Annotated in this window: 22 protein-coding genes and 2 pseudogenes; 9 read left to right on the top strand and 15 right to left on the bottom strand. The window is 26.1% G+C overall.

Annotation, left to right across the window (positions count from 1 at the left end; all coding sequences use genetic code 11):
• Positions 1 to 314: 314 nt before the first annotated feature.
• The 4 genes from ftsZ to KJQ99_RS03405 all read right to left on the bottom strand — a co-directional run bounded on the left by ftsZ (position 315) and on the right by KJQ99_RS03405 (position 4,958).
• Positions 315 to 1,499: a cell division protein FtsZ gene (gene ftsZ, locus KJQ99_RS03390; protein ID WP_214116589.1), complete on the bottom strand. Its 1,185-nt coding sequence runs from the start codon at positions 1,497 to 1,499 to the stop codon at positions 315 to 317.
• Positions 1,500 to 1,502: 3 nt separating this feature from the next.
• Positions 1,503 to 2,921: a cell division protein FtsA gene (gene ftsA, locus KJQ99_RS03395; protein WP_214150034.1), complete on the bottom strand. Its 1,419-nt coding sequence runs from the start codon at positions 2,919 to 2,921 to the stop codon at positions 1,503 to 1,505.
• Positions 2,918 to 4,393 (bottom strand): peptidylprolyl isomerase, encoded by a 1,476-nt coding sequence (locus tag KJQ99_RS03400; RefSeq protein WP_214150035.1) that lies wholly within the window; start codon positions 4,391 to 4,393, stop codon positions 2,918 to 2,920. Before KJQ99_RS03400 ends, ftsA begins: the two co-directional genes overlap by 4 nt.
• Positions 4,394 to 4,460: 67 nt before the next feature.
• Positions 4,461 to 4,958 carry a class II aldolase/adducin head domain-containing protein gene (locus KJQ99_RS03405; RefSeq protein ID WP_214116582.1) on the bottom strand — a complete coding sequence of 166 codons (498 nt, stop codon included), beginning with the start codon at positions 4,956 to 4,958 and terminating at the stop codon, positions 4,461 to 4,463.
• A 64-nt stretch (positions 4,959 to 5,022) separates the two neighbouring features.
• On the opposite strand from KJQ99_RS03405, the gene rsmH reads away from it, so the two are divergent.
• Genes rsmH through KJQ99_RS03420 form a run of 3 tightly spaced genes read left to right on the top strand, consistent with a single transcriptional unit; the run spans position 5,023 to position 8,181 of the window.
• Positions 5,023 to 5,928, top strand: coding sequence for a 16S rRNA (cytosine(1402)-N(4))-methyltransferase RsmH (gene rsmH / locus KJQ99_RS03410; RefSeq protein WP_214150036.1), 906 nt, complete (start codon positions 5,023 to 5,025; stop codon positions 5,926 to 5,928).
• The gene (locus KJQ99_RS03415; protein ID WP_214116578.1) at positions 5,928 to 6,230 is read left to right on the top strand and encodes a hypothetical protein; all 303 of its coding nucleotides are present in this window, start codon (positions 5,928 to 5,930) and stop codon (positions 6,228 to 6,230) included. The genes rsmH and KJQ99_RS03415 overlap by 1 nt, the downstream gene beginning before the upstream one ends.
• Positions 6,217 to 8,181 (top strand): FUSC family protein, encoded by a 1,965-nt coding sequence (locus tag KJQ99_RS03420; protein WP_214116576.1) that lies wholly within the window; start codon positions 6,217 to 6,219, stop codon positions 8,179 to 8,181. The genes KJQ99_RS03415 and KJQ99_RS03420 overlap by 14 nt, the downstream gene beginning before the upstream one ends.
• A 2-nt stretch (positions 8,182 to 8,183) precedes the next feature.
• Here KJQ99_RS03420 and KJQ99_RS03425 read toward each other — a convergent pair whose 3' ends face one another.
• Genes KJQ99_RS03425 through KJQ99_RS03470 form a run of 10 tightly spaced genes read right to left on the bottom strand, consistent with a single transcriptional unit; the run spans position 8,184 to position 16,156 of the window.
• Entirely contained in the window at positions 8,184 to 8,531 is a 348-nt protein-coding gene (locus tag KJQ99_RS03425) for a hydrogenase maturation nickel metallochaperone HypA/HybF (RefSeq protein ID WP_214116574.1), read from the bottom strand.
• Positions 8,531 to 9,529: a hydrogenase expression/formation protein HypE gene (gene hypE / locus KJQ99_RS03430; protein ID WP_214150037.1), complete on the bottom strand. Its 999-nt coding sequence runs from the start codon at positions 9,527 to 9,529 to the stop codon at positions 8,531 to 8,533. The genes KJQ99_RS03425 and hypE overlap by 1 nt, the downstream gene beginning before the upstream one ends.
• Positions 9,530 to 9,539: 10 nt before the next feature.
• Entirely contained in the window at positions 9,540 to 9,968 is a 429-nt protein-coding gene (locus tag KJQ99_RS03435; RefSeq protein ID WP_214150038.1) for a hypothetical protein, read from the bottom strand.
• The gene (locus KJQ99_RS03440) at positions 9,965 to 10,900 is read right to left on the bottom strand and encodes a prepilin-type N-terminal cleavage/methylation domain-containing protein (RefSeq protein WP_214150039.1); all 936 of its coding nucleotides are present in this window, start codon (positions 10,898 to 10,900) and stop codon (positions 9,965 to 9,967) included. Before KJQ99_RS03440 ends, KJQ99_RS03435 begins: the two co-directional genes overlap by 4 nt.
• An 8-nt stretch (positions 10,901 to 10,908) precedes the next feature.
• Positions 10,909 to 11,613: a type II secretion system protein gene (locus tag KJQ99_RS03445; protein WP_214150040.1), complete on the bottom strand. Its 705-nt coding sequence runs from the start codon at positions 11,611 to 11,613 to the stop codon at positions 10,909 to 10,911.
• On the bottom strand, positions 11,610 to 12,686 hold the full coding sequence (serC, locus tag KJQ99_RS03450) for a 3-phosphoserine/phosphohydroxythreonine transaminase (protein ID WP_214116563.1): 1,077 nt from the start codon (positions 12,684 to 12,686) through the stop codon (positions 11,610 to 11,612). Before serC ends, KJQ99_RS03445 begins: the two co-directional genes overlap by 4 nt.
• 2 nt (positions 12,687 to 12,688) lie before the next feature.
• Positions 12,689 to 14,218, bottom strand: a complete 1,530-nt coding sequence (gene xseA, locus KJQ99_RS03455; protein WP_214150041.1) for an exodeoxyribonuclease VII large subunit — start codon at positions 14,216 to 14,218, stop codon at positions 12,689 to 12,691.
• Entirely contained in the window at positions 14,205 to 14,906 is a 702-nt protein-coding gene (gene ubiE / locus KJQ99_RS03460) for a bifunctional demethylmenaquinone methyltransferase/2-methoxy-6-polyprenyl-1,4-benzoquinol methylase UbiE (RefSeq protein ID WP_214150042.1), read from the bottom strand. The genes xseA and ubiE overlap by 14 nt, the downstream gene beginning before the upstream one ends.
• Before the next feature lie 2 nt (positions 14,907 to 14,908).
• Positions 14,909 to 15,712 carry a hypothetical protein gene (locus tag KJQ99_RS03465; protein WP_214150043.1) on the bottom strand — a complete coding sequence of 268 codons (804 nt, stop codon included), beginning with the start codon at positions 15,710 to 15,712 and terminating at the stop codon, positions 14,909 to 14,911.
• A 33-nt stretch (positions 15,713 to 15,745) separates the two neighbouring features.
• Positions 15,746 to 16,156 (bottom strand): Fur family transcriptional regulator, encoded by a 411-nt coding sequence (locus tag KJQ99_RS03470; RefSeq protein WP_214116554.1) that lies wholly within the window; start codon positions 16,154 to 16,156, stop codon positions 15,746 to 15,748.
• Between the two features lie 163 nt (positions 16,157 to 16,319).
• Here KJQ99_RS03470 and KJQ99_RS10850 point away from each other — a divergent pair.
• Positions 16,320 to 16,517 (top strand): annotated as a pseudogene (locus tag KJQ99_RS10850) (Rdx family protein); the annotation flags it as partial.
• A 28-nt stretch (positions 16,518 to 16,545) separates the two neighbouring features.
• On the opposite strand, the gene KJQ99_RS03480 reads toward KJQ99_RS10850, so the two are convergent.
• Positions 16,546 to 17,661: an FtsW/RodA/SpoVE family cell cycle protein gene (locus KJQ99_RS03480; RefSeq protein WP_214116552.1), complete on the bottom strand. Its 1,116-nt coding sequence runs from the start codon at positions 17,659 to 17,661 to the stop codon at positions 16,546 to 16,548.
• 52 nt (positions 17,662 to 17,713) lie between these two features.
• Between KJQ99_RS03480 and KJQ99_RS03485 the strand changes: the two genes are divergently transcribed.
• The 5 genes and pseudogenes from KJQ99_RS03485 to KJQ99_RS03505 form a co-directional block, all read left to right on the top strand.
• Positions 17,714 to 18,703 carry an RluA family pseudouridine synthase gene (locus tag KJQ99_RS03485; RefSeq protein ID WP_214120132.1) on the top strand — a complete coding sequence of 330 codons (990 nt, stop codon included), beginning with the start codon at positions 17,714 to 17,716 and terminating at the stop codon, positions 18,701 to 18,703.
• Positions 18,704 to 18,765: 62 nt separating this feature from the next.
• On the top strand, positions 18,766 to 19,965 hold the full coding sequence (locus KJQ99_RS03490; RefSeq protein ID WP_214150044.1) for a fibronectin type III domain-containing protein: 1,200 nt from the start codon (positions 18,766 to 18,768) through the stop codon (positions 19,963 to 19,965).
• The gene (gene trmB, locus KJQ99_RS03495) at positions 19,965 to 21,098 is read left to right on the top strand and encodes a tRNA (guanosine(46)-N7)-methyltransferase TrmB (protein ID WP_214150045.1); all 1,134 of its coding nucleotides are present in this window, start codon (positions 19,965 to 19,967) and stop codon (positions 21,096 to 21,098) included. Before KJQ99_RS03490 ends, trmB begins: the two co-directional genes overlap by 1 nt.
• Positions 21,095 to 21,772, top strand: a complete 678-nt coding sequence (locus KJQ99_RS03500) for a cell division ATP-binding protein FtsE (RefSeq protein ID WP_214120129.1) — start codon at positions 21,095 to 21,097, stop codon at positions 21,770 to 21,772. The genes trmB and KJQ99_RS03500 overlap by 4 nt, the downstream gene beginning before the upstream one ends.
• Positions 21,759 to 22,209 (top strand): annotated as a pseudogene (locus KJQ99_RS03505) (ABC transporter permease); the annotation flags it as partial. The gene KJQ99_RS03500 and the pseudogene KJQ99_RS03505, both read left to right, overlap by 14 nt.

Consider the following 22,209-nt stretch of genomic DNA (forward strand, 5'->3'; position numbering starts at 1 on the left):
ATGTAAAGAATGTAAGTGATATAAAATAAGTTGAAAGCTTTATGTGCTCGTTATTTAAGCTTGATTTTTGTAAAATGTAAGTGCTTTACAAAGTGTATAAAATAAGAGTTTTTGCTTTACATTTTATAAAATACTTTCAAAAAACCTTTACAACATACCTTACAAAATCTTTATAAAAGCCCATTAAATCGGCTTTGAAATACTTTTAAAATCTTTTTAAATAAATATATGCAAAAAATATTGCGGGGACATTTGGGGGATATTTTGTCCCCCATAAATAAAATTATAGCAACATTTTAAGCCAATTTTTTATATTAATCTTGACCATTTCTAACGAATGCAGGTTCGTTAAAATCTCTAGTTTTATAATCTACTTTTATTGTTCCACCACTTACTTTTTGCATTTCAGGTTGAACTATTTTATAGCTTAACTCTTCTTCACGCTTTTTGCTCTCTTGCTCAATTTTAGCTTTTTGTGCTCTTGTTTCATCAAAACCTGTAGCTATAATAGTAACTTCAACAGCATCAGCTGGCAAGCTAGTATCTAATACATGTCCGCAGAATACATTTAAATCTTCGTTACTAGAATTTGAAATCTCTTCCATTGTCTCAACAAGTTGGAAGAAAGGAATATTTTCACCATAGCTAAAAAATACTATCATAGCTTTAGCATCTTGTAGGTTAGTTGTATAATTTTCTAATAATGGAGAATCAATTGCATTTGCATACGCTTCTTTAATAGCATTTTCACCTTCAGCTCTTCCCATTCCCATAAGTGCTGTTCCACGATGGCTCATAACAGAAGTAACATCTGCAAAATCTATATTAGTATCAGCTTCAATTAATAACATTTTAATTATGCCGGTTACAGCATTTACTAAAACATCATTAGCAAATTTGTTAGCTTCTCTAGTATTTAAAGTTTTTGGAACTACTAATTTTAACTTATCATTTTGGATTAATATAACGCAATCGCTTTCTTTTTTTAGCTCTTCTAATCCTTTTTCAGCAGCTTTAATTCTAGCTTTTTCATAGCTAAATGGGAATGTAGCAACAGAAACAACAAGTATGCCTAAAGATTTTGCAATTTTAGCAATAACTGGACCTGCACCAGTGCCAGTTCCACCACCTAGACCTTCGGCGATAAATAATAATTCTGTTCCTGCTAAGCGTTCTTTAATTTCATCTTCAACTTCTTCAGCTGAAATTCTACCTATTTCAGGATTTGCACCAGCTCCACGACCATTTGTCTTCTTTGGTCCTAATTGTATTTTAATGTTTGCTTTTGACCTATTTATATCTTGAATATCAGTATTTGCAATCATAATATCTACATTAGAAATATCAACTTTTAAAGAACTAGCACAAGTTTCTACAATATGATTTATCATATTTCCACCTGCTCCACCAACACCAATTACTTTTATCTTAACGCCGCAATCCATTTCACTCTCCATTACTTTAAAATCTATATTATCACCTAAAATATCAAAATCCATTTCTTAAAATATCCTTTCTATATAAGCACAAACTTTCTTCCAAGATTTAGCAAAAACGCCTTCAGATTTTTCTTCATTAGAACTAATCTTTAATGACTCTAATACTTCATCTTTGTCATTTTTTTCAATCTTAAGCAATTTTTGTTCCTTAACATCTATATTTGTGTAATAAGAAGTATTGTTTTTAGTTTCTATTTCTTTATCTATCGAAAAATCTATGATTTTTTCTAATTCTGTGGTTTTTTGTCTAGTTAATAAAACACCACTAGAATTAAGCTCATATTTAGTATGAAAACCACAAGAATACATACATAGGCCTAATAAACATGTATATTCAGGCATAGTAAAAATCTCATTATCCCCATAAAATACGCTATTTTTTTCTATAACTGTTCTTACGGCTTTATTGTTAAATTTAGGAGTTGCTCTTTCAGCCATATTGTCTATTTTAAAACAACCTCCAGTCAAAACTACTCTTGAGAAAAATTTCTCATAAGGACTATCATCTATGCTAGCATATATACATTCAAGCATTTCTGTAAGTCTCATATTTACACACTTTGAAACTGATTCAACAGATACTCTATCAAGAGTTTGAGAACCGGTTTTGTAATACTCTACATGAGTGCTATTTTCTTCATCTTTAAATAAAGAAAATTGTAATTTAATTTTATCTGCAACCTCATTGCTAGCGGTAAGATATTTAGCAATATCACTTGTAATATGCCAAGAACCAAAAGGAAAATAATACATCCATATAATTGAATTATAAGCATATATTGCAATATCACATACTTGCGAACCACAATCAATGATAGCAACACCATTTTCTCTTTCATCGTTATTTAAACAATAAATTGAATTAGCATATATAGAAGATACTAAAACATAGTTTTTTATATCAGCATTTGATAATATTTGCTTTATATTTTCATAATCATTTTTATTCATAGTAATAATATTAGCTTCCAATCTAAAGCTTGAAGCCATCATACCAAGTGGATCTTCAATATTATCAGTATTATTCGCTCTAAATCTATAAGGCAGTATATGAATTGGAATTTGATCGCTATGAATATCTGCAGATGTTCTAGCAGCATTAATTGCTTTTTCTATATCTTTAATTGTAATTGCCGAGCCATTAGCATCTAGCCTTATGTCAGCATATCCAGTTACAGAATTTGTATAAGCTCCACTAACAGAAACAGCAATTTTATCTATATTAATACTTAAATTTTCCTTAACCTTATTTACTGCTTTTTTAATGGAATTACTTGCGTCATTAATGCTTGTAATTTTTCCAGATTTAATTCCGTAAGTTTGTGTATTAGCAACACTAACTACTTTGATACCTTCCCCATCAAAACTAACAATAGCTACTTTTATTAAACTAGAACCAAGATCAATAGCTAAAATATTCAAAATTCACTACCTTTATAATAATTTTTAATTTCATAACGCTTATCTAATTCTTTTATTAAATCATCAAGCATAAGAGTAAAATTAATATTTTTCAACTCATTACTTAAATCAGTATTATTCTTTTCACTTGTATTATCAACTAATTTTTGAGAAAGTATTTCATATACTAATACTTTATCATTTAAAAGCACATAAGATTTTTTAGTATTTTTCAAAAATAACTCGCTCACAAATGTAAAAAATTCTGTATCTGTTAAATCGGTATTATTTTTAGAAACTTTAGATATAAAACCTATATTTTTTCCATTAATTTTATCTTTTTTTAATTCTTCTTCACCTGTATTTGACAATAATTCTTTAAATTTTAATTCTCTTAAATCTTCTTCTACCATCATTTTAGCTTTTTCAAATTCTAAAGCAGTTGGCTGATTTATTTTATCAAGTCTTACTATATAATATTTATTATCCATAATAAAAGGCTTACTCATTTCACCTACTTTTAAATCTTTATTTTGTAAAACTAATTCAGAATAAGCATTTTGATTTGTAGTTGATTGGAATTTAATTTCATTATTTTTTAACTTAATGTAATCAAGTTTAGCTTCTTTTTCTAACAAACTTAAAGCAAAATCTATCTTAACATCATTTATTGCTAGTTCATATTCTTTAATTTTGCCTTCTTCATCTTTATAATTAAATTTATTATTTTCCCAATAAGCTTTCATATCACTTTCAATTAAATTGTCTAAATTAGGATTTAATGTATATACAGAATAATCATATGATAGTTCAGTTTTATATTCATCTTTATGTTCTTGCCAATAAGACTTTAATTCATCTTCGCTTAATTTGATTTTATCTTCTTCTTTAGACAAATCTATAATTTTTAAATTTATCTCATCTTGCATATTTAAACTAGCATTTGCGATTTCTAATTCTTCTTTATTTGCTGGAACTGCTAGTAATTTTAATAATTTAGAAATTTCTAATTTATTTTTAATTTGATTAGCAAAATCTGCTTCACTCATTCTTAAATTTTTCAAATATGTTAAATATTTACTTTTATCAAATGTTTTATCTTCTTCACTTTTATTAAATAACTCATAGCTAGCTATTGTTTTTACAACTTCTTCTTCACTAGCATAAAATCCCAAATCATTAGCATAGTTTAATAATAATTTTTCTCTTATTAATTCCACTAATGCTTGTTTATCCAGTCCTAACTTTAACGCTTGTTCTTCTGTTAATTCACCATTAGATAATTGATTTTGAATATAAAATAATTCGCTATATTTATCATTAAATTCTTTATGTGTTACGCCTAAATTTCCTACTTTTGCTACATATTTGCTTCTTGAACTATTTAAATCTACACTACCCCAACCAACAGTTCCTGCACCAACAAATGCTATAACGCTAATCCAAATTGTAACAACTAAATATTTTTTATGACGCTGCATCCAAGTAATCATTATTTATCCTAATTTCAAGTGTTTTTAAAGAAAAATCCTATCTTATAAGCATTAACAAAGATTTAATTTATAAAGAAATTTTAGCCTGCAAATCTATATCAAAAATTTTAGAAAATAAACCATTAAAATCTCTATCAAAAATCAATAATCCAAAATTCTTTATCATTAAAAAATTAGATTTATTTTTTCTTAATTTATCTATTAAAACATTCATATCTTGTAAAATTAATTCATTTTCTATAAAAATATTTTGATTTTGATATTTCAAACTTGAACCATTGCATATTTTCATTATATCTTTAGTGCAAACTACGGCTATCACTTTAGCTTGTGAAAAAGAATTATATATTTTTGAATGTAATTTTACATATTTACAAGCATCATATTGTTTATAATTTTCATTTAATAATAATTTAATAAAGAATGAATTATCATCATTAAATATTGTATTTTTGTTTATTAAAAACGCATTATCTTCAAATCTTGAAGATATAGAACCATTAAGTCCATATATAAAGTCTTTTTCATACATTATTTTTGCGTATTTTTTGATTTCAGCAAACATTATTATATCCTTGTTAAAAAGTTTTATTTATTATATATACAATATTAAATTACAAGGTAAGCATTTGCAAATTCATATTCCCGTTTTAAAAGATGAAGTAGTTAAATTATTTAAAGATTTAGATAATGGTTATTATCTTGACGCGACTTTGGGCTATGCAGGACACGCTAGTGCTATATTAAAAAATAATAATAAACTAAATCTAATAGCGTGTGACCAAGATATAGAAGCCATCAATTATTCTAAAGAAAAATTAAAAGAATTTAATGTAGATATTCAAATTTATAAAACAAATTATGAAAATATATTTTCTTTCATTAATAACAAAAATGAAATTAAAGGTGTATTAGCAGATATTGGAGTATCTAGTTTGCAATTAGATAAAGATGATAGGGGTTTTTCTTTTGATTCTAGTGAATTAGATATGAGAATGGATAAAAATAAAGATTTTGATGCAAAAACTCTAATTAATACCTATACTAACAAGCAACTAAGTGAAATTTTTAAAAATTACGCAGAATTACCAGAAAAACTAGCTTCTGATATAGCTTCAAATATTATCAAAAATAGACCTATTAACTCTTGCAAAGAACTTAGTAAAATAATAGGAAATGCAAAGTTAAACAATCGTAGTGTAAGCCTAAAAACTTTAATATTTCAAGCAATTAGAATTGAAGTAAATGATGAATTAGGAGTGCTTAAAAGATTTTTAGAGCAACTGAAAGAATTTAAAAATTGTCTAATTTGTATAATTACTTTTCATTCTTTAGAAGATAAAATAGTAAAAGACACTTTTAAAAAATGGGCAAATAATTGCATTTGTGATGAATTTGCAATTAGATGTGAATGTGGTAATAACCATTCCTTAGGAAAAATTATTACTAAAAAACCAATTGAACCTAGCAAAGAAGAAATAAAATATAATTCTAGGTCAAGTTGTGCAAAACTTAGAGCGTTTTATTTAAAATAATGAAAAACATAAGAACAAGTACAGAAGAAAAAGAAGAATTACTAATAAATAAATACCAAGATTATTCTATTTTAGGTTTTAACAAAAGGCTAATATTATTATTTTTTATAATAATGATTATATCAATTAGCTTAGTTTGGGTTAGACTTCAACTCTATGAATCAAGTAAAGTTTATGCTCAATTAAAAGACAAAAGAGAAGTATTAAGCGAAGAAAATAAAGAGCTTAAAAGAAAAATAGAAGCTTTACAATTTAAAAATAAAATTACAAATTATTTTGAAGTGCAATATGGAACTAAATAAACAATATTTTATTAATTCGTATCAAAAATTAAAAGTGTATTTTCATAAATACGACCCTAGTAATTTTTCATTACTATACGCTATGAAAGCTTGCGTTGGACTTGCTATTTGCTTAATCATAAGCTATTTTACAATTCACGAAAACTATACTATTTTTAGTGTTTTATCTTGTGTTTTTATATTTTATATGAACAATCTTAATTCGGTAGGAACTAAGAAAATATTATATTTGCTAGCTTTTACTTTTTTTGGTTGTTTTTTTGCTCTAGTAGTTCCTTATTTAATCAAACTTGATTTTTTTATGGCAATTCCTAGTTTTATTTGGATTTTCGCTGTTATTTTTGCAGGTGCAATTTCACAAGACGCACTCAAAGTTGGCATATATGCAACCTTACTTGTTATGGCTATGTTAATTAGTGCTAGTCTAAATAATTTTGATTCTTTAGAAGTATTTTATGCGACATTAATTGGCTCTTGTGTAGCAACTATTTTTAGAACTTTTGCATTTTATACTTATGGTGGATTTACTAGAAGAAGTTTTATAATGCTTTTAAATGATTTGATTTATATGAGTGAAAATATGACAAATAGCAAATATGAAATGTGGCAAAATTTATTCGTAACAAGGATTAATGAATTTAAAAGACTTTTTGAAAGTAAATCAGTAAATATAAAAGATTCAAGCCTTATAAGACACCAAGAAATGGCTATGTTTTATTTGCTAAAGTGTGAAGAAATAGCACTTGCTTTATTTTCGTTAAGGACATTTTTTAAACAAAATTCAAAAAATGCTCATATAAAAAATATTCAAAATGAAATTATTTTTAATCTTGAAGAATTAAAAAAGATATTTAAAGATGAAAAAGTCAATCTCAAATCATTTTGTCTTGATAGATTAAAACAATTAAATACATTACCAATATTATGCACCTTAGTAGAGGTTCTTTATTACAAGCTTGAATTATTTAAGCAAGGTGGAGCAAAACAATTAACCTTAAAACCAAAAGATAAAAAAATCACAATTAAAACTATTTTAGAAAAGTTTCATTTTGATAATAAGTATTTTAAATTCTCAATAAAAGTTGCATTAGCAACTTCGTTTTCGTTATTTTTAGCATTATTTTTCAAAATTGACCACGGAATTTGGATAGCGATGGGTGTTTTTACAATGTTTAAAGAAACTATCAATTCAACTACAATTAATAATAAAGAAACCATTTATGCAGCACTAATAGGCTTTGCATTAGGACTTTTGATTATTTTTTCAATACATTCAAAATTAATTTTTGTAGTGCTATTTTTATCATATTTTGCTTGTATATATTTTAAGCATTTTCCATATTTTATAGCAACTATTTTTATTATGTTAAATCTTGCTATTTTATTTGCGAGTTTAGGACTTGATTATGAAAGATTACTTGTATATAGATTGATTGATTTTATTGTAGCATTTTTTATAGTTTATACCTTTTCGTATCTTTGGCCTAGCAAAAGCGAAGATGATATAAAACCTACTTTAAAAGACGCAATAAATAATCTTAAAAACTTCTTAAGTGCTGTTATTAAAAAAGAAGATTATTTAAATTATGAAAATAAAATTTTATTAAATATTAAAAGCCTTAAAAACCTTTTATACGAAAGCAGAAACAAGCATAATAAAATTGAACAAATTAGACTACTAGAAGCAGTTTTGGAAATGAATAACTTATGTATATCATTAAATGAGTATTTATATTCAAAATATAATAAAATTCAATTAAAAGAACAATCAGATATTGGAATTTTAATCACTAGATTTAAAATGATGGAAAATATAAGCAATGACTTGCCTTATTATTTTTATGATGAAATAGATGATAAAATTCTAACAAACGATGAGAGAATTAAGTATTTTATAAACCAAATCTCAAAACGCCAAGATATAGTATATAAATACCTAATTGATAACTAAAATCACTCTAATTCAACTTGCTCTAATAATAATTCATCGCCACTTTTAATCTCAACATTATTACTAGAGCAATTTTTGCAACAAAACTCATTTTTATTTTGAATAAAACTACAATTACAATCTTTGCAAAAAAGTTCAAGTTCTTTTAAAACTACTTCTAATTTAGCATTGAAATAGCTTGAATTATTATCGCTAGTAAAAGCATTGAAAGCTTCTTTAAAATAATGCTCTTCAACCCCACTAAGCCTACCTATACTAACTCTTACTCTAGTAATTTTTGTAGCTTTATTATTGATTCTAATTCTTTCACACTCATCTAAAAGATTATTAACAATTGCCATTTCATGCATTAGCAAATCCTTGGCAATAATTCGCCTTTTGGCATTTGTAAAATCCTACTTCCACCATAGCTATTATTAAGCTTTACTGATGGGCTTTTTGACTTATGCACTACACCTATTATATTTGCAAAATCATTGTATTTTTTTAATTCTTTTAATACATTTTGTGCATCTTCTTTAGAACAAATACAAACAAATGTTCCTTCATTAGCTAATTCTAAAGCATCAAATCCTAATAATTCACAAAGCCCTAAAACCCCATCACTTATACTAATATCACTTTCATTGATTATAAATTCCAAGCCACTTGATTTTGCTAATTCATTTAACACGCTAGATAAACCACCACGAGTAGCGTCTCTTAGGCATTTTATATCGTATTTTAAAATATCTTTTACTTCACTATATAAACATTTTGCATCACTTATAATATCGTAGTTAAAACCAAATCTAGCAGCCATTACACAAGCTCCATGCCTTCCTAAATCACCACTTACTATAATAGCGTCGCCTTCTTTAATACTTTTTGTGCTAATTTTATTATTATTAATAAATCCATTTGCATCGCCTATACAAGTTGTATTTATATATATCTTATCAGCCTTACCCTTAGGAACTACCTTTAAATCCCCACACTTAATTCCTACTTCAAATTCTTTTGCAGTATTTGATAAATCATTTAATATTTTTGCTAAATCATCAAGTAAAAAGCCTTCTTCTAAAATAAGACCTAAAGTAAGATATTTAGGCTTTGCTCCCATCATCAAAACATCATTTATAGAACCACAAGCTGCGATTTTACCTATATTTGCACCATTGATAAAAATTGGGTCAAGCACAAAAGAATCAGTTGAAAAAGCGATTTTAGAAAAACCATCACAAACAGCAGCATCTTCGCTAAGTCCTTGAGAATTATCAGCATGAATATGTTTTAAAATAAAATTATTTAAAAACTCATTCATCTCATCTCCGCCACCACCATAGCTTAATAAAACTTGCTTTTGCATAATATTTCCTTTAATTTCCTATTGTGTAATCTCTTACTAATCTAATTTTTGCTACTTTTGATAAAGCTTCTCCTGTCTCAACACTAATTCTTGCTAAAACGGTGTTTTTATCAAATTTTAACGCCTTAGAACTATCAACTTTTGTATATTCTATTGTGATTAAATATTTTCTATCACTATTACTAGGGTAATAGTAATTCTCGGTTATTTTTGCGTTTGACATAATACCTGAATTAACTATAGGATCACCTGATTCAAACCATCTACTTAATGCCTTTGCTCTAGCTCCGTCCATTATAAGTTCAACCTGCTCTTTAAGATAAGCTCTAGCTGCAAATGACACGGTGCTTTTTGATGATTGCAAGGTTAAAACTCCAACAACACTTACTAAAATAATAAATATAATAGCAGTTATCATACTAAAACCTGATTTTTTCATATTATTACCCCACTTTTGCAAACTTTAAGGCTTGTCTTTTTAGTAATAAAACTACCTGGCAAATCATTTACTTCTAAGCATAATTTAATTTTAGTAACGCCGTTATTATTACTAATAATAAAATCACTAACATTATTTACAAGTGTTACTTTATCAATGGTATTTGTTGCGAAATTTGGTCTTTTATCTTTAAAATCATAACTATAATATTTTAATTCACTATCTTCAAACTTAATACCTTCAATCTTATCAACTAATACATATACATTACTAATTGTAAAAATCTTATCACTTAGTTTTAGTTCAATTTTTGCATAATCTTCTTTCTTACCACTACCAACATTTCTTTCAGCTATTTCTAAATCATACAAATCTTTTTCCATAAAAGAAGTTGAAGTTGCTATATTATCCCCTAAAAAATATACGCCTAACTTATCTCCTAAAGAATACGAATTAATAATTTTAGTATTAATACCTTTTTGTTTATGAGAAAAACAATTAAAATAATTTGTTCCATCATAGCAACTTGCTTTATCATTTACAGCTGCATTAATAACGCTTCTAGTTTCGTTAAGCCCGTCCCATTTATTATGCTTTTTATCAATAATAGCAATCCTAGCCCATTCAAAAATCTTAAAATCATTCTTTAAAGAATCATCTTCAATATTAAAAACAAACTTACAATCAGTTACAGAATTTACACATTCAGAATTTTCAGCTTTTTTAAGTCTAAAGCTATTTTTAATGGCATTGTTTAGGTGTGTTGTTAAAAAGTCCATAGTAGCTTGAGATTTAAGCTCAAGTTCATTTAATGCTCTAACTCTTTGTTCGTTATCGTAAGAAAATTTAATAATCTCAATTCCAAGCCCTGCAATTATTCCTAAAATAACAATAACAACAATTAATTCTATTATCGTAAAAGCCTTTTTCATCTACTTCCTTATAAACTTAAATAATTTTTTAATTTTGCTTCATTAGTGCTATCCCAAGTGGTATCACTAGTCTTCATTGCATATTGGCTATAAATACTATCTAATCTTCCAAATTTATTAAAAAATACATCAAATGATACAATAGGATTAGCTCCATCTAAAATCTGCATTTGACCTACATACATTGTGCTAGTCCCGCCTATATCTCCACATATACTATTTGTTGATATAGCACAATCAATAGGAATTTTAAAACCAAATTTATAAGATGAATCTATTTTTGAATACTTACCATATACATAATTTATCTTTTGACCTAAAACATTAGAAAAGCTTACATTTTTTTGATTATTTATAGAAATATTATTGATATTTGCAGCACTTCCTGATGAAGTAGCATAATATCTTGAATTAATATTAATTTGATTTAACTCATCAACTTTATAAGTTATCTTACCTTGTAAAGCAGGAGTTAATATATATTGAGATAATAAGCTATTAGTTTTGTATTCATCATAAGCTATATTAGAATTATCATAAGGTAGATTTCTAATAAGTCCATAAAGCTCTTTTACTTCATAAAAATATTCTTGTTTATAACCTACCTCATCGCCTTCTAAACTAGCATTAACTATTTTTGGAATAGCTGCTAAGCTAATTCCAATTACAACCATAGAAAATATAAGCTCAATTAATGAAAAGCCTTTTTTCATCCACGAACCCTTTCGTATTCTTTCATATATTCGCCTAAAATTTTAACTTTTTCTAAACTAGCACTATTGTAAATACTAGCTCTTAATCCGCCAAGTTTTTTATGACCTTTTAAACCTAGCATATTGTGTTCTTTAGCAGCTTTACTCCAAAATTCTAAGTCTAATTCATCATTTCCTGTAGTAAAGCAAACATTCATAACTGATCTATCATCATTATTTACATAAGCTTTGTAAAAATTACTATTATCAATAATATCATAAAGATATTTAGCTTTTATTTCATTTTCTTGATTAATTGCATCAAGTCCGCCTTTAGCTTTAATCCATTTCATAATTTTTGCATATACATAAATAGCAAATGTAGGCGGAGTATTAAATAAAGAATTATTATCTGCATAAGTGTTGTAATTAAACATTTTAGGCATAGTTTTATTTTTACTGCGTTCTAATAAGTCTTTTCTAATAATTAAACATGCAAATCCTGCTATACCAGCATTTTTTTGAACTCCACCATATAAAACACCTATATTTGAAAAGTCTAATTTCTTAGAAAAAAAGTCCGAACTAGCATCAACAATCAAAGGAGAATTTGAAATAGGAAGTTGCTTATATTGAGTTCCATGCACCGTGTTGTTTGAACAAATATAAGTATAAGAACTATCATTATTTAAAGCAATTTTTGGAATATAATTATATTTACTATCTTTTGAACTAGCTACGATTTTTGCATTTACTCCAGCTAAGATAGCTTCTTCGCAAGCTTTTTGCGTCCATACATCAGTATCAATGTATTCACAAGGCTTATTATCTAGGCTAAAATTCATAGCCAATAAGCTAAATTGCATAGTAGCACCACCTTGAACGAAAATTACTTCATAATCATCATTTATTCCATAAAGCTCTTTTGCATCTTTAATAGCGTCATTGTGCATTTGCTCATAATAACTTGAGCGATGACTAATTTCCATAATAGAAAAGCCGTTATTTTTATAGCTTAATAATTCTTCTTGAATTTCTTTTAAAACCTCTAATGGTAATTCAGATGGTCCTGCACTAAAATTGTATTGTCTCATTTTTACTCCTTTATAATCTTTGCTATTTTTACACAATCAATTGATTTTAGCGTGATTTCATCGCCTTCTTTTAAAGCACTAAGTTTTATGCCTTTATTATCTTTCATAACTCTAGCATACTCTTTAATGCTTTCTAAGAATGATTGATGAGTGCTTAAAATCTTTTGATAATTGTTTATTTTTACATATTTTTCTTTAAATTTAGGTTTAAAGCTGTTATTTAATAATATTTTTTGATTTTCTAGTTTGTCTTTTGCTAGTTTTATTTTAAAATCAATGATGTTTTTACTCTTTATAAAATCATTTAAAGATTGATTTTTATTTAAAATAGCCTTATTAAATGATTGTTTTGCTAGTTTTTCATATTGATTTAGGCTAAATTGCATACTTGAAATATTGCTTTTAAGCTTTGTGATATTTATCTTATTTTCATAAATATTATAAAGCCTTTCTTTATTTTCTAAGGCTTTATGAAAATTATTATTTAAAATAGTTTTTTGATTATTTAAAATTAGCTCATTTTGTTTTAAAATATTTTTTAGCTTATTTTGAAATAAAGTCTTTTTATTTAAAAGATTATTTTTATATGAATTAAATTTAAAATTCACTTCTTTTTTAGAAAATTTACTTGCTAAATATAAATAATTTTGCTCTTTTTTATCCAAATGTTTTTTAATAGTTGAATTAAAATAATTTTGCAAATTATCTAAATCTAGCATTCTATCAAACTTATTATAAACCAAGCTTTGCATAGCCGCAGTTGGGGTCGCATAATACTTACTAGCTGCTAAATCACTTAAATGAGTATCTATTTCGTGTCCTAAACCTGTAATTATTGGGATTTTAGATGCTACGATTTGTCTTACTAAAGCTTCATCGTTAAAGCAAAATAAATCTTCTTTACTACCACCGCCACGAGCTATTAATATAACATCAAAATCAAATTCATTAGCCTTTTTAATACACTCAATTACTCTTTTACTAGCATTTTCTCCTTGCATTAAACTATCAAAAAACACTAATTTTATTAAATATGCTTCGTTGTTTTCATAAACTCTTAAAATATCTTTAGCAGCAGCTGAATTAATAGCTGTAATTACTGCAATTTTTTTAATATTTTTTGGAATTTGTTTTTTATAAATATCTAAAAATAAGCCTTCATCTTTTAATTTCTTATAAAGCTCATTAAAAGCTGCTTGTAATTTACCCAATCCATCGGCTAATTCATAATCAGTGCAGTTTAATTGATACTTTCCACTAGCAGGATATATGGTAAGTTTTCCAATGGCTATTATTTTATTGCCTACTATTAAATTAGCCTTACCTTTGTTATAGCTTGAAAACATAGTGCAATCAAGGCTTGATAACTCATCTTTAATAGTAAAATACCAATGCCCTGAAGTATGATTTGTAATCTTGCTAACTTCTCCTTGAATTGCAATATTTAAAAAAGTGCTTTCTAAATTATTTTTAGCAAGATTATTGATTTCGCTTACACTAAAATATGTTTTTTCTAGTTTATTTGCTAACATTTTTACTCGCTATAAACAATGAACTAACTCCAAAACTATAAGTTTTGAAAAGTTTTAAATCAAAATTATGCTCTTTTAATTTATCTTTAAATTCATCATTTGAGTAAAAATCATCAATAGAATTAGGTAAATATTCATAGGCTGCTTTGTTTTTGCTTAAAATTCCACCTATTATAGGTAATATTTTTTTTAGATAAAAATCACGGAAAAATCCTATTATACCGCCCTTTTCTCTTTTAAAAAACTCTAATACTAAAAGCGTTCCATTAGGCTTTAGCACTCTTTTAAATTCTTCTAATGCTTCATCTTTTTCAACCACATTTCTAAAACCATAACTAATAGTAATTAAATCTATGCTTTCATTATCTAATGGTAAATTATTTGCATAGCCTAATTTAAAATCAATTTCTAAATGACGCTTTTTAGCCACTTCTAGCATTCCACTACTTGGGTCAATCCCTACAACCTTTGCATTTGGAATTTTACTTAGTAAAACACACATATCGCCTGTCCCACAAGCAATATCAGCTATATTTAAATTAGAATTTAAATTAAGAAAATCTTTAACCTTACTAATCGCATCAAATCTCCATTTTGCATCGATACCAAAACTTAAAACCTTATTAGCTTTATCATAGCTTGAAGCTATTTCATTAAACATTTCTACTATTTTTTCTTGTTTTTGCATATTTATCCTAAATAATAAGTTCTAGCTATTTTACTAATTTTTCTAGCTATTTTTTTAACGCTTTTATTTTTTGCTAATTTTTCTTGAAAATCTAATTTTTTATGAGTTTTAAAAAAGCTTAAAAATTCAAGCAATATTATTAATTTTTCGCAACTTTCATTAAATCTTAATACTTTTATAGCTTCTTTTCTTAAAACTTTTGAAAAGATTTTTACAAAATTAACCTTAGCACAATTTGTGGTATAAAAATTATTTTCATCTAAAATAATACAAGATAAATTATCATAAAAATTATCATTTTTATTGATAGTTTTTATTATATTTTCTTCGTAAATAAAAGAGAATAAATTAAGAATTTCTTTTATTATCTCTTGCTTAGAATTAATACTCAAATAAAACAAATATATCCTTAAAGCAAGTCCTATGCTAATGCTTAAATCCCTTGATTTAAGCCCATAAGTTAAAAATATTTTTAATCTTTCATATTCACTAAAACTAAGTCCATCTTGAGAATTTTCATCAAATAAAGTGCAGATATAAAAATTATTAAATTGTTCTATCATCTTGCCTTGAGTGATGGCTCTTTTGTATTTTAAACTTTTGCTTTTTACTTCATTTAAGCTAAGCTCACTCGTATGATATTCTATGTCAGTTCTTGATAAATTAGCTTTTAAAAAATGTAAATTGCTATCAATTATATCAAGTTTATAAAGACTATTTTCAAATAAACAAAAACTATCTTTAAGCTTTTTAAACTCTAAATTACTCTCTAAGGTAAAAAAGAGAAAGTGTTTTAAAATACTCACCTAAACTCCTTTTTTATCTTATTTTAACTTATATTATTTGCAATTTGAACAAGTAGCCAAAAACGCTGTAATTTTAATACTTTCTATAGGATTATCTAACTTAGTTTGTAAAGTTTGTTGATATTTATCAAGTCCAGCCTTAACTTTATCTAAATCAAAAACACTTTTACAATTATTACAAACCAAATGAATATGTTCGTATTCATATATATCGTATTTTGATTTATCATTAGGGATTGAAATCTCAACTACTAAACCCTCATCAATCATAGTGCTAAGATTTTTATAAACAGTAGCAAGTGAAATTGCAGGATATTCAACCTTTATTTGCTCGTATAATTCATCAATACTAGGGTGTTCGTGTTTTGATAAAACTTTTAAAATGCTTATTCTTTGCGGAGTTGCTTTTAGCTTTCTATCCTTTAAAATCTCTAAAAACTTCATATTTACCTTTACCAAATAATATTTTTTATTAAATGCGAAAGAATACTATAAATAACTTAATATTTCTAGTCATTAATTAAGTTATTTTAAATTTGTAATATTTTTGTAAGGAGAAAAAATGAAAGCGAAAATCATTTATTGTAATGCTTGAAAATATGAACCACAAGCTGCAAGGGTTGCAGATGAATTAATTGGTGAATTTCAAGGAATAGAAGTAGAATTTGAAATAGGAAGTAAAGGCGATTTTATAGTTATTTGTGATAATGAGAAAATATATTCAAAAAATGAATTAATAGGTTGTGATAGCAAAAGATTTCCACATATTAATGAGATTAATTCACTTATTAAAGCCTATAGATAATTAAAGAATTTAATTTTAAATTCTTTAATTACAAATCAATTCTTACTAATTTATAATCAGGGTCAAACCTAAATGATAATAAATTTTCATATATTCCAAAAAGTATCATAAAGGTTACAAAAGAGCTTCCACCATAGCTAAAAAACGGCAGTGGCACTCCAACAACAGGAGCAAACCCTATAGTCATAGATACATTAACCCCAACATAAATAAATATTAATATGGATAGAGCTGATGTGAAAGTTTTAGCAAAATAATCTTTTTTAAGCTTTTTATTAAAGCTTAGCAAATGCAAAATCAGTAATAAATATAATCCTAAAAGCAAGCAAGCACCTAAAAATCCGTATCTTTCAATAGTATATGCAAAAATAAAATCACTCGTGCTAATTGGTAAGAATTTAAAATGAGTTTGAGTAGCATCATCTTTGCTTTTACCATTTATTCCACCACTTCCTATTGCTATCATACTTTGTCTTACTTGATAACTTGGTTTTTCACTTAAAAAATCAGTAATTCTTTTCTTTTGGTAATCATTTAAATTATCATAGACAATAGGAGCTATTGGCATACAAATTCCAAGCAATAATGCCCCTGTTAGAATAATTTTATGATGAATGCCCACTAAAAACAATGTAACATAGCCAACTATTAAAATAATTAAAGCAGAACCTAAGTCAGGCTCACTTTTAATAAGAACAAAAGGTAAAATTATATAAAAACTAATTTTGCAAAAATCTTTAAATCTATATCCATCATCAGGTGGAGGATTGTGTCTAATTAAATAAGCAAGCATTAATAAAAATGCAGGTTTAAAAATCTCACTAGGCTGAATCGTAAATCTTGTAAAAGGAATTTCAAGCCATCTAGTAGCTCCTAATTTAGTAGCACCTAAAACATCAACTAATAATAATAAACCTATACAAAACCAGTAAAAAAAAGGAATAAGCCATTCAATTTTTTTAATTGGTAATAAAAAAAATATAAAAAAAGCAAAAAACCCTACAATCACATATATAATTTGTTTATGCGCTAAAACTTCATTCGCCTCATTCATTAATAAAAATGAAAAAATTATTATTGGAAATACGAGCAATGGCAATATAAAATCAAAGTGGGTTAAAATTTTACCATCTAGTTTTATCAATTTACAACCTTTTGCTAAATTTGTTTATGAATATGATTTAAAAAGGTTAATATTGAGTAAGATTGTAGCAAGTGAAATTGAAAGAATTGATATATATTTAGCTAAAGTTTTAGGACAAAGTCGCTCACAAATTTCTAATCTAATAAAAAATCAAAATGTATTAGTAAATAATAAAGTAATTAAAAGCTCATATAAACTAAATATAAATGATGAAATAGAGATTAATTACCCTGATATAAAAGATATAAATATTAAATATGAAGCTAATTTTGATGTAGAAATTCTGTATGAAGATGAGTATATGCTAGTAGTAAATAAGCCAAATAATGTAGCAACTCATGGCTGCTCTTCTTTAAAAGAAGCATCATTAGTAGAATGGCTACTTGAGAGAAATTATAAACTAGCTGATATCAACGGCAAAATAAGAGCAGGAATAGTGCATAGACTTGATAAAGATACTAGCGGAGTTATGCTAGTAGCTAAAAGCAATGAAGCATATTTTAGCTTAGCAAATCAGATTAAAAATAGAGAAGTAAATAGAATTTATCTAGCAGTTACAAACCACACAATAAATCAAAATCATATAGAAAAATATATAAAAAGAAATGAGAATAATAGATTAAAAATGCAATCTTTAAGCAAAGATGAATGTATTAAAAAATACGGCTTAAATGAAGATAGATGGGGCAAATGGGCTAGAACTCATTTTATAAATCTTGCAAATACAAACGATAAAGCTTTAATTTCAGCAAAATTAGAAAGTGGTAGAACTCATCAAATAAGAACCCATCTAGCAAGTGTAAATAGATATATTTTAGGAGATAGTATTTATGCTGATGAGAGCAGTAAAAATAAAGCAAATAGATTAATGCTACATTCATTTTATATAAATTACACTCATCCAATAACAAATAATTTTATGGAATTTTATTCAAGTAATTGTTTGAGTTTTAATGAAGCTATTAAAGATTTTAAAGATATAAAACTTGACTTAAATCTAGCTCATAATTTATTAAATCAATTTAGTAATAATTTGGAATAGGATATGCTTATAAATCATTATTCATACTTAGTATAATTAAATCTTTACACGAAAGGCAAAATATGAAGAAAATTATTAAAATAAGTTTATTTACGGCTTTTATTATAGGTTTTAATGCGTGCTCTAGCACAACAAGTCTTAGTGAAATTGCTCCGATTGATAATCTTACTATGGTAAACAATATAAGAACTCTTCAAGGTATGAAAGAAATAGGATTTGAGTGGGACCCTATATATGATCAAAATATAGATGGTTATAAGATTTATAGAAAAGAGCTAAATGATGAAAATGCAAAAGACAAACTAATCGCTACTATAAATGATAGATATGCAACTCATTATTCTGATAATAATTTAAATCCTGATACTAGCTATGCTTATACTTTCGTAACTTTTAATAAAGAAGGTAATTCAAAACTATCTACTATAAATGTAAAAACTATAGGAAAAATTGAACCAGTTACATTTATTCAAGCAATAGCAGGACTTCCTAATAAAATCAAAATAATTTGGAGACCGCATACTGATTCAAGAGTTGTAAAATATAATATTTATAAACAAGACGCTAATTCTGATAAGTGGTATAAAGTAGCAACTATTAATAATCGCTTAAGTGCTGAATATTTAGACGAAGTTAAAGCAAATCTATATGCTAAATACAAAGTAACTGCACTAACTTATAACGGAGTTGAAAGTGATGCTAGTGCTGAAGTTGAAGCAATTAGTAAAGTTTTACCACCACAAATTGTAAATATCAATGTAACTACAAACCTACCTAAAAAAATAATTCTTACTTGGGACGCTCCTAAATATGAAGATTTTTCTCATTATAAAATATATTATTCAAAAGCATCTTTATTACCATTTTTTGAGCTAGCTACAACTACAGAAAATAGCTATGAGGATAATATAGGAGATGATGGAGTAAGCAGATATTATTATGTAACTATGATAGATAAAGACGGACTTGAGAGTGCAAAAACTGGCGTAAATGTAGTTGGAATGAGCCTTGATAAACCTAAAACTCCTGCTCTTACAGGATTTGAATTACAAAATGAAAATACACTAAAAATAAAATGGATTAGCACGGATAATCGTATAAGAACCTATAAACTTATTAAAAATTCAACAGAAGTTGCAAACGGAATACAAAATGATTATTATGTAGATACTACATATGTGCTTGGAGATGTTTATCAAATAATTGGCGTTGATGAATTTGGAATAGAATCAAAACCTAGTTCAAAATTGAGTGTTAAATAATGCCAAATTTTAAAGCAAAATATATAAAGAATTTAACCTTGCCAATTAGTGTTGGAGAGGTTGAATTTAAATTTAAAACAAAAACACAATTAGGCAAAACTTTAGTTTATACTAATATTAATAATTCTAGTTTTTTTATAGAACTTAACGAAAAAAATAATGAATTTGTAGTAAAAATTGATAAATTAACAAAAATTACTGACTTAGCCTTGATGCAAAAAGCCTTAGAAGCATTTGAAAAAACATTTTGTGATGAAATCATATCAAAAGCATATCATTATAATAAATTTAAAGAATTAGCAAGTAATGTCATATCATCTCCTAAGGACTTTAAAGAATTAATTAATTCATTAGATAATGCTTATTTAGAGATAGGTTTTGGTTCAGGAAGACATTTGCTATATCAAGCAAAAAATAATCCTCAAAATACTTATATTGGAATAGAAATTCATAAACCTAGTCTTATTCAAGTAAGTAAATTAGCTAAAGATTTAAATAATATATATTTATTAGATTTTGATGCAAGAATAGCTATAAAAGAATTAAATAATAGTTGTTTAAATGGAATATATTTGCATTTTCCTGTGCCTTGGGACGACGCTCCTTATAGAAGAGTTGTATCAAATGAATTTAAAAACGAGTGCGAAAGAGTATTAAAAGAAAATGGATTTTTTGAATTAAGAAGCGATAGTTTAATGTATGCAGAATATACAAAAAATATTTTTTCTGATTTAGACTATGATTATTTTAAAAATAAAGACGCAAGGATAATAAGCAAATACGAAAGCCGTTGGCTTAAAATGAATAAAGATATATATGATTTTGTTTGCTATGTGAGAAATAAAAAGAATTTAAATCAAGAAATCATAAATCAAAAAATTAATTTCAAAATTGATTTTAATAAGCTTAATTTTATAAAACATATTGATGAAGATTTTTTCTTAAAAATATCAAGAATTTATGAATGTGATAATGCAAAAATCATTCAAATAGCTTATGGTGGATTTGACACACCAAGTAGCTCTTATTTATTATGTAAAGAAAATGAAGAATTTGAGTTTTTGTTTCACGACTTTTGCCCAAATACTTTAAATTTAAAAGCATTTATTAAATTAAAAGAGTTTTTACAATGAAAAGCAATGCTACTTTAATAAATGCCAATAATTTAACTCTAGCCTACAATAATGAAATAGTATTGCATAATATAAATTTTAGTGCTAATGAAGGTGATTTTATATTTATCACCGGTAAAAGTGGTAGCGGGAAAACAACATTGCTTAAAAGTTTTTTTGGAGAATTTAGCGAATTTAGTGGGGATTTGCATGTTTTGTTTAAAAATATGGGAAATATTAGCAATGCTGAATTGTTAAAACTTAGAAGAAAATTAGGAATAATTTTTCAAGATTATAAGCTAATTAACGAGCTAAATGTAAGCGATAATATAGCATTACCTTTAAAAATAGCTGGCGTTAAAAATGAACAAATCAGCAAGCATGTAGATGTGTTATTAAAATATACAAAACTTCAGCATAAAGCTAAAAAAATGCCTTTAGAATTAAGTGGCGGAGAGCAGCAAAGAATAGCCCTTGCAAGAGCAATCATACACAATCCTAAAATAATAATTTGTGATGAGCCAACAGGAAATCTTGATATTCATTCAGCTGATATTATTTGGCAATTACTAAACGCTGCTAGAAATACATTCAATGCTTGCATTATCGCAGTAACTCATCAAATTCCACCTAGAATTGATTTTAATTATAGGCATTTAAATATAGAAAATGGGGTTTTGAATGAATTTATTTAAAACACATATTAGTTTTATTTTTCCACTTTTTATTATATGTTTTTGTTTTCAATTTGCCTTTTTTATTGATGAATTGATAAAAGATTATGAAACCAAATTAAATAAAGATTACAGCGTAGTATTAGTAAGCGAGCTAGAAATTCAAGCAGTTGATTTAGCTAATATTGAGTATTTTTCAAGTATTAATGAATTAGACCCTAGTGAAATTCTTAATAAATTAAAAAAAGATATAACAAATGCTAATTTAAATACCTTAAAATCAAAACTCCCAAAATTTTATAATATTAGCTTTACTAAATTTATTAATGAAAACGAAATAAATCAAATCAAAAAACAACTATTAAAAATACCGAATGTTTTAAAAGTAGAAACATTCTCAAAAACACACATTAAAATATATAAATTATTAAATATTATAAAACTAATCTCTTATATAT

Origin of the sequence: Campylobacter sp. 2018MI13, assembly GCF_018501135.1 — a bacterium.
In the GTDB taxonomy this organism is placed as follows: Bacteria; Campylobacterota; Campylobacteria; order Campylobacterales; family Campylobacteraceae; genus Campylobacter_E.